The organism is Planosporangium thailandense (genome assembly GCF_011947195.1).
GTDB lineage: Bacteria > Actinomycetota > Actinomycetes > Mycobacteriales > Micromonosporaceae > Planosporangium > Planosporangium thailandense.
In genome coordinates, this window is sequence record NZ_JAATVY010000001.1 from 234,312 (window position 1) to 249,593 (window position 15,282).

The window sequence follows — 15,282 nt, forward strand, 5'->3', positions numbered from 1 at the left end:
GTGGTGAGTCACCACCCCGGCCGTTCGGCGTTCAGATCCGGCGCATCACGGTGACGACGCGGCCGAGGATGGTGGCGTCGTCGCCGGGGATCGGGTCGAAGGCCGGGTTGTGCGGGATCAGCCAGACATGCCCGTCCCGGTTGCGGTACGTCTTGACGGTCGCCTCGCCGTCGATCATCGCGGCCACGATCTCGCCGTTGTTCGCCGTGGGTTGCTGGCGCACCACGACCCAGTCGCCGTCGCAGATGGCCGCGTCGAGCATCGAATCGCCCTTGACCTGCAGCAGGAACAAGGTGCCCTCGCCGACGAGCTCGCGGGGGAGCGGGAAGACGTCCTCGACGGCCTGCTCGGCGAGGATCGGGCCGCCGGCCGCGATACGACCCAGCATCGGCACGTACGCGGGCGTGGGCCGTGCGGCGCGGGCCGCCTCCTCCTGGTCGGTGACGAAGTCGCTCGGCGGGCGGATGTCGACCGCCCGCGGCCGGTTGGGGTCGCGCCGCAGGAAGCCCTTCCGCTCCAACTCCTTGAGCTGGTAGGCCACGCTCGACGGGGAGACCAGGCCGACCGCCTCACCGATCTCCCGGACGCTCGGCGGGTAGCCGTTGCGGTCGACCGAGCCCCGGATGAACTCGAGGATCCGTCGCTGGCGCTGGGTCAGATCGGGTGCGACGACGTCGGGGAACGCCGTCACGACCGCCGTGACCGGCCGGATCTGGGGCTGGCCGGCGGGCGCCGAGCGGCCCCGTCGGGCTGCCGTCCGGCCACCGCGCGGCGCCGGACGGGCACCCGCGGAGGCGGCGCGGCCGTCCGGAGTGGGCGAGTGGTCGGGGTCGGGGTCCCTGCCGTCGGCCGGGGTTCCACTCGCGGGGTCGTCGGTGGCCACGTCCATCCTCCCTCGTCACATCGGCCGGCCGGGTGGGGGCCCGATTGGCGCGGATGCGTGATCGATATGCCGGTTGACGGTAGCGCCATGCGGCGACCGTTTCAAACATCTGTACTAGTCCGTCGGCGTGTCGTGGTGCGGTGCTCGACACGGGACGCGCCTCTGGTATCCATCGTACATCCGTTCGATAGAACGGCCGTTCGAAGGGAGGGTTCCACTCTACCGGGTGCCGCGCTCCTGACCGGGCCGAACCTGTCGCGTCGCGCCGCCCCCGGCGCTGTCCGCCGTCTGTTCCAATGCCGGCAGCGACCTAATCCGTCCACACGCGTTAGACACGCGACACCTCGCACGCATAGGGCGAGTTGACTTGCGAATGATCGGCGCACAGCTTAACGTCGACCCCCAGATGTAGTAGTTACATGGGTGTAAGACGTCCACAGGTTGGGGTCGGTCGCCCACAGTTCATCCACACGTTATGCACAGTGGCACCCCCAGGTGGGTAGGTGTCGCTGTGCCCGCCATGCCCACTCTTCCCGCACGAGAGGCCGAGACGATGCGCTGCCCGTACTGCCGGCACCCGGACTCCCGGGTCGTCGACTCGCGCGAGGCCGACGACGGTCAGCTGATCCGGCGGCGGCGGTCCTGCCCGGAGTGCGGCAAGCGGTTCACCACCGTCGAGGAGGCGGTGCTGGCGGTGGTCAAGCGCAGCGGGGTCACCGAGCCGTTCAGCCGGCCGAAGATCATCGCCGGGGTACGCAAGGCGTGCCAGGGGCGACCGGTCGATGATGACGCGCTCGCCGTGCTGGCCCAACGCGTCGAGGAGGCGGTCCGGGCCCGCGGCGCCGCCGAGGTGCCCAGCCACGAGGTCGGGCTGGCGATCCTCGGACCGCTCCGTGAGCTGGACGAGGTGGCTTATCTGAGGTTTGCGAGCGTCTACCGCTCGTTCGACTCGCTGGGGGACTTCGAGCGCGAGATCGCCGCGCTACGGGCCGACCGCGAGGAGCGGGTGGGGGGACGCGAGGTGGCGACGGCCGGAAACGGCTGAGCTCAGGCGCCGACCGCGACGGCGCCCGCCCGCATGCGCGGGTCAGGACAGCGGTGTGTCACGGAAGACGGACGGTACGGCGGGAGACATTCCGCGCCGGTGAAGAGACCATTGAAGATGGTGGGGGAAGGCATGACAGAGGCAGTACGCACGTCCTCCGGCAGGGCACGCGGGGGGAGCGGCAGCCGGGCCAACGGCGCCGCCAAGGCGACCGCGGGCGACCGGGGGCTGCGCGTCGAGCGGGTGTGGACCACCGAGGGTGTCCACCCGTACGACGAGGTGACCTGGGAGCGCCGCGACGTCGTCATGACGAACTGGCGGGACGGCTCGATCAACTTCGAGCAGCGCGGCGTGGAGTTCCCCACCTTCTGGAGCGTTAACGCCGCGAACATCGTCACGACCAAGTACTTCCGCGGCGCGGTGGGCACCCCCGAGCGGGAATGGTCGCTGAAGCAGCTCATCGACCGGGTCGTCAAGACGTACCGCTCCGCCGGTGAGGAGCACGGCTACTTCGCCAGCCGCGAGGACGCCAACATCTTCGAGCTCGAGCTCACGTGGATGCTGCTGCACCAGGTGTTCAGCTTCAACTCGCCGGTGTGGTTCAACGTCGGCACCAAGTCGCCGCAGCAGGTGAGCGCCTGCTTCATCCTGTCGGTCGACGACTCGATGGACTCGATCCTCGACTGGTACAAGGAAGAGGGTCTGATCTTCAAGGGAGGCTCCGGCTCCGGGGTCAACCTCTCGCGCATCCGCTCGTCCAAGGAGCTGCTGTCCTCCGGCGGCACCGCCTCGGGCCCGGTGAGCTTCATGCGGGGCGCCGACGCCAGCGCCGGCACCATCAAGTCCGGCGGCGCCACCCGGCGCGCCGCGAAGATGGTCATCCTCGACGTCGACCACCCCGACATCCGGGAGTTCGTCTCGACGAAGGCGCGCGAGGAGGACAAGATCCGCGCGCTGCGCGACGCCGGCTTCGACATGGACCTGGGCGGCAACGACATCGTCAGCGTCCAGTACCAGAACGCCAACAACTCGGTCCGCGTCTCCGACGAGTTCATGCGGGCGGTCGAGACCGACGGTACGTTCGACCTGCGCGGGCGGCTCGACGGCAAGGTCATCGAGTCGATCGACGCCAAGGGGCTGTTCCGCGACATCGCGCAGGCCGCGTGGGAGTGTGCCGACCCGGGGCTGCAGTACGACGACACGATCAACGACTGGCACACCTGCCCGGAGACCGGCCGGATCACCGCGTCGAACCCGTGCAGCGAGTACCTGCACCTGGACAACTCGTCCTGCAACCTCGCCAGCCTCAACCTGATGAAGTTCCTGCGCGAGGACGGCTCGTTCGAGGTCGAGAAGTTCGTCAAGTCGGTCGAGTTCGTCATCACCGCGATGGACATCTCGATCTGCTTCGCCGACTTCCCGACCGAGCGGATCGGCGAGACCACCCGCGCCTACCGTCAGCTCGGCATCGGGTACGCCAACCTCGGCGCGCTGCTGATGGCCAGCGGTCTTCCGTACGACTCGGACGCGGGGCGCTCGCTGGCCGCCGCGATCACGAGCCTGATGACGGGCACCGCCTACCGCCGCTCGGCCGAGGTGGCCGGCGCCGTCGGGGCGTACGACGGGTACGCGCGCAACGCCAAGCCGCACAAGCGGGTCATGCGCAAGCACGCGGCCGCCAACGACGCGATCCGTCCGCTCGGCACGGTCGACACGCTGATCGTGGACGAGGCGGCCCGGCAGTGGCAGCAGTGCCTGAAGATCGGTGAGAAGAACGGCTGGCGCAACTCGCAGGCCAGCGTGCTCGCCCCGACCGGCACCATCGGCCTGATGATGGACTGCGACACCACCGGTGTCGAGCCCGACCTGGCGCTGGTCAAGTTCAAGAAGCTGGTCGGCGGCGGCTCGATGCAGATCGTCAACCAGACCGTGCCGCGCGCCCTGCGCAACCTGGGCTACCAGGAGGAGCAGGTCGAGGCGATCGTGGAGTACATCTCCGAGCACGGCCACGTCGTCGACGCGCCCGGGCTCAAGCCCGAGCACTACAGCGTGTTCGACTGCGCCATGGGTGAGCGCGCCATCGCGCCGATCGGCCACGTGCGGATGATGGCGGCCATCCAGCCGTTCATCTCCGGCGCGATCTCCAAGACGGTCAACATGCCGGAGTCGGCCACCGTCGAGGAGGTCGAGAAGATCTACTTCGAGGGCTGGAAGCTCGGCCTGAAGGCGCTGGCGATCTACCGGGACAACTGCAAGGTGGGCCAGCCGCTGTCCAACGCCAAGCCGGGCAAGAAGGAGGAGACCGCCCCGGCGTCGGCCGCCGCGGTCGCGACCGTCGAGCCGGAGAAGATCATCGAGTACCGTCCGGTGCGCAAGCGGCTGCCGAAGAAGCGGCCGTCGCAGACGGTGTCCTTCTCGGTCGGCGGCGCCGAGGGGTACCTCACCGCGTCGTCCTACCCGGACGACGGTCTGGGCGAGGTCTTCCTGAAGATGTCGAAGCAGGGCTCCACCCTCGCCGGCGTGATGGACGCCTTCTCGGTCGCCATCTCCATCGGTCTGCAGTACGGCGTGCCGCTGGAGACGTACGTCAGCAAGTTCACCAACATGCGGTTCGAGCCGGCCGGTATGACCGACGACCCGGACATCCGCATGGCCGCCTCGGTGATGGACTACATCTTCCGCCGGCTGGCGCTGGACTTCCTGCCGTACGAGAAGCGCGCCGAGCTGGGCATCCTCACCGCCGCCGAGCGGGCCGCCCAGCTGCGCGAGGAAAGCGGCGAGGCGTCGGTCGACCTGACCGAGATGGCCTCGTCGGCCCCGGTGGAGAGCGCGCCGGCGGAGAAGCCGGCACCGGCCGCCCAGGCCAAGGAGGAGGCGCCGGCTGCGGCTGCGGCGAAGGTCGCGCACTCCTCGACCGAGCTGCTGGAGCTGGTGCAGGGCATGGCGGCCGACGCGCCGCTGTGCTTCACCTGCGGCACGAAGATGCGGCGGGCCGGTAGCTGCTACGTCTGCGAGGGCTGCGGCTCCACCAGCGGCTGCAGCTGACAGGAACCCATTTCTGGCGGTAAAACGCCTGGTCAGTTGGGGTAGCCGGCAAATCAGACCGGCTACCCCAACGCTGGCTTTGACGGTCTCTATTGCATCCGATGCAAGGGAGTGGGTTCACCGAAGTACGTCGAGTACTTGACGTACTTAGCGGCCTGGGACATTCTTGTCAGGGAGACAGCGGAGGTGGCCTGATGTCGGTTACTCACTACGACAGCTATACCGATGCTCGCGCGCACCTTAAGGACCTGCTTGATGCCGCTGAGCGGGGTCGCGTCGCCACGGTGCGGCGCGACGGGGGCCGGACGGCGGTTGTCGATGTCGAACGGCTCCGCGCCTCGCTAGCAACGCTGAGCCCGTCGCGGGCGCAGGTGGTGGCGGAGGCTGGCGGCTGGTCGGCCTTCATTCCGGGCCTTCCCGTCGCGGCCGATGGAGCCACGTTCGAGGAGGCCATCGTCGAGATGATCGATGCGCTGCGAGAGTACGCCGAGGACTGGCAGGAACGCCTGCTGGACGCTCCCAACCATCGGAACAACTGGGCACTTGTGCAGCTGATCAGCCTCAGTACCGACGATCAGTTGCGGGACTGGCTGGTTGGACCCGGCCGGTGACGTGGCCACAACCTACCCGTCAGGACCACGACAAGTTCTGCGGCATCGAGGGTTGGACTCCCGTTCGTGATGCGCGTGGGCGCACCGGAACGCACCGCATCACCTATGAACTCAATTTGCCGGACGGTCGCGTCCTGCGAACAAGGATCTCGCATCCGGCCGATCGCACAACGTATGGACCAAGTCTCTGGAGCCACATCCTCCGGGATCAACTTGGCGTCTCCGAGGAGGAGTTCTGGACATGCGTGCGCGATGGGGTCAAACCCAACCGAGGCATACCGGAGGTGCCTCCTGAGGCGCTTCCGGCCGATCTTGTCAGCTTGTTGATCACGCGAGTCGGCCTCGCTGACTCCGAGGTTGCGGCGATGAGCAAGGCAGAAGCGGTTGAGCGACTCAACCGCTTCTGGACAGAGGGTGCCTGACCTGCATGGCCGGGGTCTCGGCCCACGAACTCATGACGCTCGGGTGGCGAACGACCGGTGCCGTGCGCCGGAGCAGATGCCGCGAACTATGACGCGCGGCCTTGACCGAGGTCCGGCGTTACGGTGTCGGGATGGGCGGCGAGCTGACCCCGTTCACCGTACGGGTTGCCGAGGACGCGCTTGACGACCTGCGGCAGCGCCTGGCGCGCGCTCGCTGGCCCGAACCGGCGACCGTGGCGGACTGGAGCCAGGGCGTGCCGCTCGACTGGCTGCGGGACCTGTGCGGGTACTGGCAACGCGGGTACGACTGGCGACGCCTGGAGTCCCGGCTCAACGCGCTGCCGCAGTTCACCACGGAACTGGACGGCCTCGACCTCCACTTCGTACACCTGCGGTCACCGCAGCCGGATGCGCTGCCGCTGATCGTCACGCACGGCTGGCCGGGCTCGGTGGTGGAGTTCCTGGACGTTCTGGAGCCGCTCACCGACCCAGTCGCGCACGGCGGAGACGTCGCTGACGCCTTCCACGTGGTGTGCCCGTCGCTGCCGGGCTTCGGGTTCAGCGCCAAGCCGGCGGAGCCCGGCTGGGGGCCGGAGCGGATCGCCCGGGCGTGGTCGGTGCTGATGGGCCGGCTGGGTTACGGGCGGTTCGGCGCGCAGGGCGGCGACTGGGGCGCGATGGTGACCACGTCGCTGGCGGCGCAGGATCCCGGGCGCCTGGTGGGCATCCACCTCAACATGCTGCCGGTGGCCGGCCGCGACCGGCTCGCCACGCAGGACCTGACCGACTTCGAGCGCCGGAGCCTCGCCGACGCCGCCTATCACCGGGAATGGGGCAGCGGTTACGCGCTCGAGCAGGCGACCCGCCCGCAGACCGTCGGCTACGGTCTGGTCGACTCCCCGGTGGGCCAGTGCGCCTGGATCGCCGAGAAGTACTGGGCCTGGACCGACCACGGCGGCGATCCGCTCTCCGCGCTCAGCCGCGACCAGATGCTCGACAACATCAGCGTCTACTGGCACACGGCGACAGCCGCGTCGTCGGCCCGCATCTACTGGGAGCACGGTTTCGCCCGGCCGTCCGGCCGCAGCACCGGTCCGGAGCCCGAGCCGCTGGTCGGGCCCGTCGGTGTCTCGGTCTTCCCGCGCGAGATCTTCCGGCCGTCGCGGCGCTGGTGCGAGCGGTACTGTCGCGATCTTCGCTTCTACGAGCAGCTTCCGCGCGGCGGCCATTTCGCCGCGTTCGAACAGCCGGAGCTCTTCGTCGACCAGGTACGGCGTGCCTTCCGGGCGATGCGCTGACCCTGGCAGGCGCGGTCGGCGGGCACTTATCCGTGTGCCGGCCGCAGCACCCGTTCGCGAGGCGCCGCTCCCACCGCCGCCTGAGCGGTCGGTGCCACGGTGTCGAAGTCGACGAGGAGATGCCGGGGGCCGCGCAGTTCCGCGTTGGGCCGGTAGGGCGGTGGGTCGGCCACCAGGCGCGGGTTCTGCAGCCGGCGGACCAGCAGAGGCAACGCCACCTGCGCCTCGACGCGGGCCAGCGGGGCACCGTAGCAGTAGTGGATGCCGCTGCCGAAGCCGAGATGGGCGTTGCCGGCACGATCGGGGTCGAAGCGGTCCGGGTCGGGGAAGCGGGCGGGGTCGCGATCGCCGGCGGCGAGCATCAGCGCGAGGGGTGATCCCTTCGGGATGGTGGTGCCACCGATGGGGATGTCGGCGAGGGTGCTGCGGTTGGTCCGCATCTGCACCGGTGGTTCGTAGCGCAGCAGCTCCTCGACCAGCGGGATGGCCAGGTCGGGTTCGTCGCGCAGCCGGCTGAGCACCTCGGGGTGGCGCAGTAGGGTGAGCATGCCGTTTGCGATGAGGTTGACGGTGGTCTCGTGGCCGGCGACGAGCAGTAGCACGGCGGTGCTGACCAGGTCGGCGCGCGACATCGGCGCGTGCGGTCCGGTGTCGGTGAGCATGCCGGAGATCAGATCGTCGCCGGGCCGGCGGGCGTGGGCCTCGACGAGGCCGTTGAGGTACTCGCCGAGTTCGACTTCGACGCGGGCCCGCCGGTGCTGGCGTTCGGCGAACGTGCCGGTGGTCGGGTCGAGGTTCGCGACGATCGCATCGGCCCAGTGGTGGAAGCGCCGTTCGTCCTCGCGCGGGACACCGAGTAGCCGGCAGATCGCCGTGACCGGCAGCGGGTAGGCGAAGTCGTCGACGAGGTCCACGCGGTTCTTGCCGGCGAAGTCGTCGATCAATTCGTTCGCGACCTCGGCGAGCCAGGTGCGCATCCCTTCGACGCGGCCCGGCGTGCAGGGCGGGCCGAACGGCCGCATGGCCAGTTCCCGCAACCGGTCGTGCTCGGGCGGGTCGAGGTTGATGAACGTCAGCGGTAGTCCGGGGAGGCCCGCCTCCAGCGCGGGCGGGGCATCGGCCAGCTCCGGGTGGCAGCGGGGGTCGGAGCTGACCCGTGGGTCGTGCAGCAGCGCGACGATCTCGTCGTAGGTGCTGATCACGTAGGTGCCGTCGGGCTGGCGCGTCACCGGGGTCTCGCGCAGTTCGGCGTAGAGGGGGTACGGGTTGGCCCGGTTGGCGGGATCGAGGATCTGGTCGAAGATGCTGGGCTGTGCCATGAGGGTGCCTTCCTGGGATGCCCCCCGTCGGATGCGGTCAGCGGTGGTGGTACACCAGTTCGGCACGGCGCTCGCTCGGGTCGTGTCCGGTGACCACGACGGTGGCGTGCAGGTCGCGGATCTTCCGGTCGGGCAGCTCGAGTGATACCGGCTGACCGTCGACGGCCTGGTCTACGTGGCGGAAGTCGGGCGGGAACGGCGCGGCCACCTCGATCAGGCGCTGGTAGGCATCCAGCCACTTGGCCTGGTTGAACCCGACTGCGGCGGTGATCCGGCCCTGGCAGCCGTAGGCGGCCACGAACCGGCGCTCGGCGATCGAGCCCTGGGCGATGACGATCTGGTCGGCGTAGGTCGGCACGCCGACGGACTTGATGTTGGTGCCGAACTGCGCCGACCAGAACACCGGGACGGCCAGGTGCGGCCACCGGTCGGCCGGGGCGCTGACCATGTTGTGGGCGGCGACTTCGGCCTGGGCCACCGCGTTGCCCCAGTGCTCCAGTGCCAGGAACTCGTAGTCGTACAGCGGATGCGGAAACCGCGCCACGTCGCCGGCGACGAACACGTCGTCGGCGACCACACCGGCCGCGTCGAATGCCCGGCAGCCCGCATCGCAGCCCACACCCCAGTCGCCGACGGCGAGGCCGGAGCCATGCAGCCATTCGGTGTTTCGGATAGCGCCGAGCGCGACCACGGCCACGTCGGCGTCGATGGTGCTGCCGTCGGAGAGGTGGGCGCGGCGCAGCCGTCCGGCGGCGTCGCCTTCCAGAGCGGCGACGGTGACGCCGCAGCGCAGGTCGACGCCGTGCGCGCGCTGCAGGTCGGCGGCGACCGCGCCGATCACTCCACCGAGGGCCCCGACCAGGGGCGCGGGTCCCCGCTCGACCACCGTGACCGCCAGATCGCGGTCCCGGCAGATCGAGGCGACCTCGGAGCCGGTGAACCCGCCGCCGATGACCAGTACCCGCCCGGGCCGGTCGGCCAGCCGCTGTTGCAGTCCGGCGGCATCATCGCGGGTTCGTAGCAGGAACACGCCGTCGAGAGCGGCCTCATCGGGGTGGAACCACGGCCGGGCCCGGGTGCCGGTGGCGATCAGCAGCCGGTCGTAGTCGACCGTGCCACCGTCGGCGAGGCGGACCTGCTTGGCGAACAGGTCGAGGCCGGTCGCGGGCACGCCGAGCAGCCACCGTGCGTCGAGGTCATCGGTACGGGGCAGCCCGCTGTGGTCAGCGGGTACCCATCCGTCGAGGACCTGCTTGGACAGCGGCGGCCGGTCGTAGGGCCGGTGCGGCTCGTCGCCGATGAGGGTCAGGGAGCCGGTGAAGCCCTCCCGGCGCAGGGTGGCCGCGGCGGCCAAGCCGGCCAGCGAGGCGCCCACGATCGCGATCCGGCCGGTGCGCCGCATCGCTTCGATCGCCGCGTCCCGCAGGCCGGACGCCGACTCGGACGCCCGGTTCGGCGCGGCGCGCCCGAATGAGCCGCCCGCCGGTACCGACCCCGCCCGCGCCGCCGCGACGGACGCTGATCTCGCGTCCGCGGTGGCTTCCCGGTCCTCGATCCGGTCGACCAGGATGGCCTGCACCGGGCAGGCCGCCGCGGCCCGCAGCACCCGCTCCCGCTGCGCGTCGTCGGGCTGCGGGTCGTACATCAGCGCCTCATCGCCGCGCAGTTGAAAGACCTCGGGGGCGAGGAAGGCGCACTGCGCGTACCCCTCGCAGCGGGTGAGGTTGACGACAACCCTCATAGGCCGCTCTTCCCGGTTCAGACGTCTCTTCCCGGTTCAGGCGTCGCCTCTGCCCTTCCCGAGCAACCGGCCGGCAAACCGCGGATCATGACAGCCGGCAGGCGTAGCCGGTCAGCGCGCGGGGTTGTCCGTGTGCGGCCGCTTACCGAGCTGGCGCCAGTCGTTCTCGGCGATGTCGACGCCGTAGTGGTTCGCCGCGGCCCGGATGTTGGCGAAGGCCAGGTCGCGCTCCGCGTCGGTCACGTCCTGTACCTGGTCGAACCGGGCCAGCGCGGTCCGGACGTGCGATGCGTCCGTCAACGGCTCCTTGCGCTTGTCCGGGAACGCGTACACGCTGTCGGGCAGTTCCTTGCGCTCGGCGGTGGACAGGTCTCCGTGCTCTTCGTGCGGTTTCCAGGTCGTCTTCATGACCCTGGGGTGCCCGCGCAGGGCATCGACGACACATCCGTGAGCGCTGGCGAAACCATGGAGGCCCGGTCGGCGCACGACGATTGCCCGCCGTCGTCGAACAGCTTGGCCGGCAGGTCGAAGACGCGATGGAGGGCACGCGCGGTATCACCCGGGCGGCCCGATAACCGGTGTACGGTGCGGGGCCGGCTCCGGCACACTGCGCCGATGAGCCCGGACGCGTCCCGGTCGCCGCAGGAGCGGGCGCTGCGCCATGTCGCGTCGCTGTCGTCTGGACCGCCTCTCGACCCGACGCTGCGGGTGGCCCTGAACTTCCACCCGGACCGCCTGATCCGCGGCCGACCGATCCTGCTCGCGCTGGCCCGGGACGGCATCTACCGCTCACAGTTCGTCACCGGTACGAGCAACGGCGGCCTGACCGCGCATCCCGGCGGTGACCGTTGGCGCTGGGAGAGCCGGATCTTCGGTGGCGCGTACGACGACGCGCCCGACCACGAGCGGCCCGTCTACGGTGCGCTGAACTTCAGGCGAAACCCTGTCGGCGGCTCGCCCCGGTTCGGCTCCGCGCATTTCCGGCTGACCGCGGACACGCTCCGGCGGGCCACCTTCTGCTACCCGGACAGCGTCTTCGAACCGTCCGCGTTCGGCGTCGCGGCCGGCATGTCGCTCATCGCGCTCGCCGAGGCCGATGACCGGGACGCCCTCGACGACTACATCGAGGCGCAGGTGCACGGCCCGGTCCGGCTGGACCGGCACGTGGAGGCGCTGGTTCTGGACCCGAGCTACCGCGGCACCGCCGTCGAGACCGCGGCTCGACGCCTGCCGTGCCCGGTCGAGTGGCACCCTGGTTTCCGGCTCGCGGTGGAGGAGCTGCGGCGCCACCGTGAGTACCGCGGGCAGGAGTACGTCGAGCTGGGTGCCGAGATCGCGGTCGACGGTCAACTCGATCCCCGCGTCATCGGGGACGCCGCGGGCACGGGCCGCTACGCCGAGCAGGCGCTCAAGCGGGTGTGGCACTACGTCGCGCGGTTCGGGGCGCCCGGACCGCGCGATCTGGGGGAGCAAATTCCCCGGCGCTATTAATCCACAGAGGACAAAACGCGAGTGTCCATAGTGGCATGACCACCGTACGCGCTAATAAGTGTTGATTTGTAAGGAAAAAAACCAACAAGACACTACCGGTAAACGATCATCCTGTCTATGTCGAATGACACTGGCCGCCTACTCGGGCTTTCGTGGCAGACTCGGGCTTATGGCACCACCACGGCACGATGAGCGCAAGAATGACCAAAAAGGACAGTCGACTCGTGCCCTGACCCTCGCACAGGTCGCCCGTACGGCGATGGGCGATTTCGTGGAGCTGACCGGACTGGATCCCGTTGCCATGACCGGTGCGCGACCGGATGGTGACGGATGGTCACTGCTCGTCGACGTCACCGAGCTTGCGCGCATCCCCGCGACCAGCAGCGTGATGGCCACCTACCGGGTCGATGTCGACTCGTCCGGTCACGTCATCTCGTACGAGCGGCTGCGTCGCTTCTCCCGGAACGCCACGGATCTGACATGACGGCAGAAGCGCGAAGCAACCAGATACGACACAGCCAGTACGCCGTGACGCCATCGCGCTTCGGGGCCCAGCGGTCGGACTCGTTGGCCGACATCCTCGAACGCGTTCTCGACCGCGGGGTGGTGATTGTCGGCGACATCGTGGTCGGCGTGGTGGATGTGGAGCTGTTGACTCTCAAGGTGCGGCTCCTCGTCGCCTCCGTGGACACCGCCAAGGAGATGGGGATCGACTGGTGGATGAATGACCCGTCGCTCAGCTCCAAAGCGGCGCGTGAGCGTGACGCGCTGGAGGCGGAGAACCGCGAACTGCGGGCCCGGCTCGACGCGTTGGAGCGCCGCCTCAGCGCGGGGGAGCCGGGAGACGCCGAGGAGCCGGGAGACGCCGAGGAGCCGGGAGACGCCGAGGAGTCGGGAGGCGCGTCGTGACGCCCGACCGCGCCCTCTACCTGTACGCCGCCGCGACCGCGGACTGCGCCGTCGCCGCCCTATCCGGAGTCGGCAACGAGCCGGTGGAGCTTCTCGTCTCGGATGGCCTCTGCCTCGCCGCGAGCGACGTGACAACGGCCGACCTGGCGGCGGTCGGCGACGACGCCGCCGACCCGCGCCTCGTGGCGGACCTGGCCCAGCGCCACGACGCCGTGATCAGGGCGGTCGCCGGCGCCGCCACCGCTGTGCTGCCGTTCCGGCTCGGTGTCGTCGTCACCGATCGCGCGGCCGCGCACCGTTTCCTGGCCGCTCGGGCGGCTGAGCTGCGGTCCGGGCTGGCCCTCGTGGCGGGCTGTGACGAGTGGGGCGTCACCGTCCGGGATGACGGCGATCCGGCGGCCGCGCGGGACGGTGACGAACCGGGGCAGCCCGAGTCGGGGACCGCGTATCTTCTCCGGCGCCGCCGACACTTCGACCGTATCGAGCAGCGGCGCCGTACCGGCCTGGAGCTCGTGGCCGCGACGGAGGCCGTGCTGGGTGAGCTGGCCGCGGGCGTCGCGCCCGGCCGGCGGGACGGAAGTCTCCTACTCGACCGCGCCTACCTGGTACGCCGGGATGAGCAGCCCCGGTTCGTGGAGGCGCTGGACCGGTGTGGCGACCGGCTGGTGGCCGACGGCTTCGCGTTGCGCGTCACGGGGCCCTGGCCGCCGTACTCGTTCGTCAGCGACCTGAAGGTGGGGGCCGATGAGTGAGCCGTTGCCGCTGCCGGCCCGGCACGCCGGCGCCAACGACCTGGTGGATCTGCTCGACCGGGTCATCGACCGGGGTGCGGTCGTCGTCGGCGACATCGTCATCGGGCTGGCCGGCATCGACCTGATCCGCCTCGACGCGCGACTGCTGCTCGTCGCGGTGGACCATCTCGCCGATCGCGGACGGGACGAACGATGACCGCGCCCTGGGGACCGGACAACCCGCTCCGGTTCAACATCGACCCCGAGGACGCGGGACGCGGCCTGGGCCGGCTCGTGATCGCCCTGCTGGAGATCGTCCGGCAGCTCCTCGAACGCCAGGCGCTGCGGCGGGTGGACGCCGGTTCGCTGGCCCCGGACGAGATCGAACGGCTGGGTCGGGCGCTCCTGGAGCTGGACGTCCGGTTCGGCGAGCTGCGGGAGATCTTCGGCGTTTCCGCCGAGGACATCCGGCTGTCCAACGACCACCTGGACCGGCTGGTGGCGACAGATCCGCCACCGGTCGAGAAGGGCTAATCGGAAAGCACAACCCCCGACCGGAAGAGGTGATCACGATCAGCTCGTACTCAGGAGTGACACGCGCCCCACGACCGAGCGGACTGGCCGACGTCCTGGAGCTCATCCTCGACAAGGGCATCGTCATCGACGCGTACGTACGCGTCTCTCTCGTCGGCATCGAACTGCTCACCATCGACGCCCGCATCGTGATCGCCAGCGTCGACACGTACCTGCGTTTCGCCGAGGCGGTCAACCGGCTCGACCTTCAGCCCGAAGGGCAGGTCACCGGCCTGCCCGGACTGGTGCAGGGGATCGCCGGCGGTGTCACCGAGGGCGCCGCCAAGCACAAGACGCGCGGCGTGCTGGGCGGCGTCAAGGAGACCATCAGCGACGCCGCCGACGCGCTCCTGCACGGCGACGACGACGATCGCCGCACGGCACCGGCGGGCCGGCGGGCCGCCGACCGTCGCAGCCGGCTCAAGGAGGACTGATGCTCGTTCTCGTGTACGGCCTCGTACGCTCCGGGCACCCTGATCCGCAGGGCCTGGCCGGGGCGGGTGAGCCGCCGGCGACGGTCCGCCTCGTCCGATCCGGCCCGGTAGCGGCCGCCGTGAGTGACGTGGCCGACGTCGAGCTGGGCGACGCCGAGGCGGTCGGATACCTCGACGTCCTCGTCGGGCTGCTGCGCGACGGTCCGGTGTTGCCGGTCCGCTTCGGCACGGTCGCGCCCGACGAGGACGCCGTCCGTACGGAGATCGTCGATCCGGAGCGGGATCTGCTGGCCGACCGCCTCGACGCGCTCGACGGGCTCGTCGAGGTGAGGCTGGACGTGCGGGTGGACGAGGAGGCCGGGATCCGGCGCGTGGTCGCCGAATCTCCCCAGCTGCGCCGCCTGGTGGACCGGGCGCGCACCGGCGGTGCCCTGGACGCCCGCATCGGCCTCGGCGAGGAGATCAGCCGGGCGCTGGACGCGCATCGCGGCGTCCTCGCGGATCGGGTCGTGCAGATGCTCGCCGACCTGGCGGTCTCGCACGCCGTCCGGCTGCCGGACGACGTGACGCTGGCGAGCCACGCGTTTCTGGTGCCCGCCGCGCGGCTGGCCGAGGTCGACGGGGCGGTCCAGCGGCTGCGCGCCGATCTCGGCGCGGACTACGGCATCGAGTACGTGGGGCCGCTCCCGGCCTTCGATTTCATCGACGGTGAGCCGAGACGGCCGGAGCCTGCCCAGGGGCGGTGGGGCTGGTGACGGTGGCAACGAGGAAGGGGAGCGA

Annotated in this window: 16 protein-coding genes; 12 read left to right on the plus strand and 4 right to left on the minus strand. The window is 70.2% G+C overall.

Features of this window, described 5'->3' with window-relative positions; genetic code table 11:
* Positions 1-31: 31 nt before the first annotated feature.
* The gene (gene lexA, locus HC031_RS01050) at positions 32-712 is read right to left on the minus strand and encodes a transcriptional repressor LexA (protein ID WP_338090451.1); all 681 of its coding nucleotides are present in this window, start codon (positions 710-712) and stop codon (positions 32-34) included.
* Positions 713-1,436: 724 nt separating this feature from the next.
* Between lexA and nrdR the strand changes: the two genes are divergently transcribed.
* The 4 genes from nrdR to HC031_RS01075 all read left to right on the plus strand — a co-directional run bounded on the left by nrdR (position 1,437) and on the right by HC031_RS01075 (position 7,304).
* Positions 1,437-1,928, plus strand: a complete 492-nt coding sequence (gene nrdR, locus HC031_RS01055; RefSeq protein ID WP_167923526.1) for a transcriptional regulator NrdR — start codon at positions 1,437-1,439, stop codon at positions 1,926-1,928.
* 117 nt (positions 1,929-2,045) lie between these two features.
* Entirely contained in the window at positions 2,046-4,973 is a 2,928-nt protein-coding gene (locus HC031_RS01060; protein ID WP_167923527.1) for a vitamin B12-dependent ribonucleotide reductase, read from the plus strand.
* Positions 4,974-5,167: 194 nt separating this feature from the next.
* Positions 5,168-5,584 (plus strand): prevent-host-death protein, encoded by a 417-nt coding sequence (locus HC031_RS01065; protein ID WP_167923207.1) that lies wholly within the window; start codon positions 5,168-5,170, stop codon positions 5,582-5,584.
* Positions 5,585-6,137: 553 nt separating this feature from the next.
* Positions 6,138-7,304, plus strand: coding sequence for an epoxide hydrolase family protein (locus HC031_RS01075; RefSeq protein WP_167923209.1), 1,167 nt, complete (start codon positions 6,138-6,140; stop codon positions 7,302-7,304).
* A gap of 26 nt (positions 7,305-7,330) precedes the next feature.
* Here the strand turns inward: HC031_RS01075 and HC031_RS01080 are convergent, their stop codons facing one another.
* The 3 genes from HC031_RS01080 to HC031_RS01090 form a co-directional block, all read right to left on the minus strand.
* Entirely contained in the window at positions 7,331-8,623 is a 1,293-nt protein-coding gene (locus tag HC031_RS01080; protein ID WP_167923210.1) for a cytochrome P450, read from the minus strand.
* A gap of 37 nt (positions 8,624-8,660) precedes the next feature.
* Entirely contained in the window at positions 8,661-10,364 is a 1,704-nt protein-coding gene (locus tag HC031_RS01085; protein ID WP_167923211.1) for an FAD-dependent oxidoreductase, read from the minus strand.
* A 111-nt stretch (positions 10,365-10,475) separates the two neighbouring features.
* Entirely contained in the window at positions 10,476-10,772 is a 297-nt protein-coding gene (locus HC031_RS01090; RefSeq protein WP_167923212.1) for a DUF6582 domain-containing protein, read from the minus strand.
* Positions 10,773-11,129: 357 nt separating this feature from the next.
* On the opposite strand from HC031_RS01090, the gene HC031_RS01095 reads away from it, so the two are divergent.
* The 8 genes from HC031_RS01095 to HC031_RS01130 all read left to right on the plus strand — a co-directional run bounded on the left by HC031_RS01095 (position 11,130) and on the right by HC031_RS01130 (position 15,257).
* Positions 11,130-11,855 carry a DUF3626 domain-containing protein gene (locus HC031_RS01095; RefSeq protein ID WP_240942024.1) on the plus strand — a complete coding sequence of 242 codons (726 nt, stop codon included), beginning with the start codon at positions 11,130-11,132 and terminating at the stop codon, positions 11,853-11,855.
* 169 nt (positions 11,856-12,024) lie between these two features.
* Positions 12,025-12,339, plus strand: a complete 315-nt coding sequence (gvpO, locus tag HC031_RS01100) for a gas vesicle protein GvpO (protein WP_167923214.1) — start codon at positions 12,025-12,027, stop codon at positions 12,337-12,339.
* Positions 12,336-12,764, plus strand: coding sequence for a gas vesicle protein GvpJ (gene gvpJ / locus HC031_RS01105; protein ID WP_167923215.1), 429 nt, complete (start codon positions 12,336-12,338; stop codon positions 12,762-12,764). Before gvpO ends, gvpJ begins: the two co-directional genes overlap by 4 nt.
* Entirely contained in the window at positions 12,761-13,516 is a 756-nt protein-coding gene (locus HC031_RS01110) for a GvpL/GvpF family gas vesicle protein (RefSeq protein WP_167923216.1), read from the plus strand. The genes gvpJ and HC031_RS01110 overlap by 4 nt, the downstream gene beginning before the upstream one ends.
* The gene (locus HC031_RS01115) at positions 13,509-13,712 is read left to right on the plus strand and encodes a gas vesicle protein (RefSeq protein WP_167923217.1); all 204 of its coding nucleotides are present in this window, start codon (positions 13,509-13,511) and stop codon (positions 13,710-13,712) included. The genes HC031_RS01110 and HC031_RS01115 overlap by 8 nt, the downstream gene beginning before the upstream one ends.
* Positions 13,709-14,029 (plus strand): gas vesicle protein K, encoded by a 321-nt coding sequence (locus tag HC031_RS01120; protein ID WP_167923218.1) that lies wholly within the window; start codon positions 13,709-13,711, stop codon positions 14,027-14,029. The genes HC031_RS01115 and HC031_RS01120 overlap by 4 nt, the downstream gene beginning before the upstream one ends.
* A gap of 56 nt (positions 14,030-14,085) precedes the next feature.
* Positions 14,086-14,502, plus strand: coding sequence for a gas vesicle protein GvpJ (locus HC031_RS01125; protein ID WP_205862087.1), 417 nt, complete (start codon positions 14,086-14,088; stop codon positions 14,500-14,502).
* On the plus strand, positions 14,502-15,257 hold the full coding sequence (locus HC031_RS01130; RefSeq protein WP_167923219.1) for a GvpL/GvpF family gas vesicle protein: 756 nt from the start codon (positions 14,502-14,504) through the stop codon (positions 15,255-15,257). The genes HC031_RS01125 and HC031_RS01130 overlap by 1 nt, the downstream gene beginning before the upstream one ends.
* Positions 15,258-15,282 lie beyond the last annotated feature (25 nt).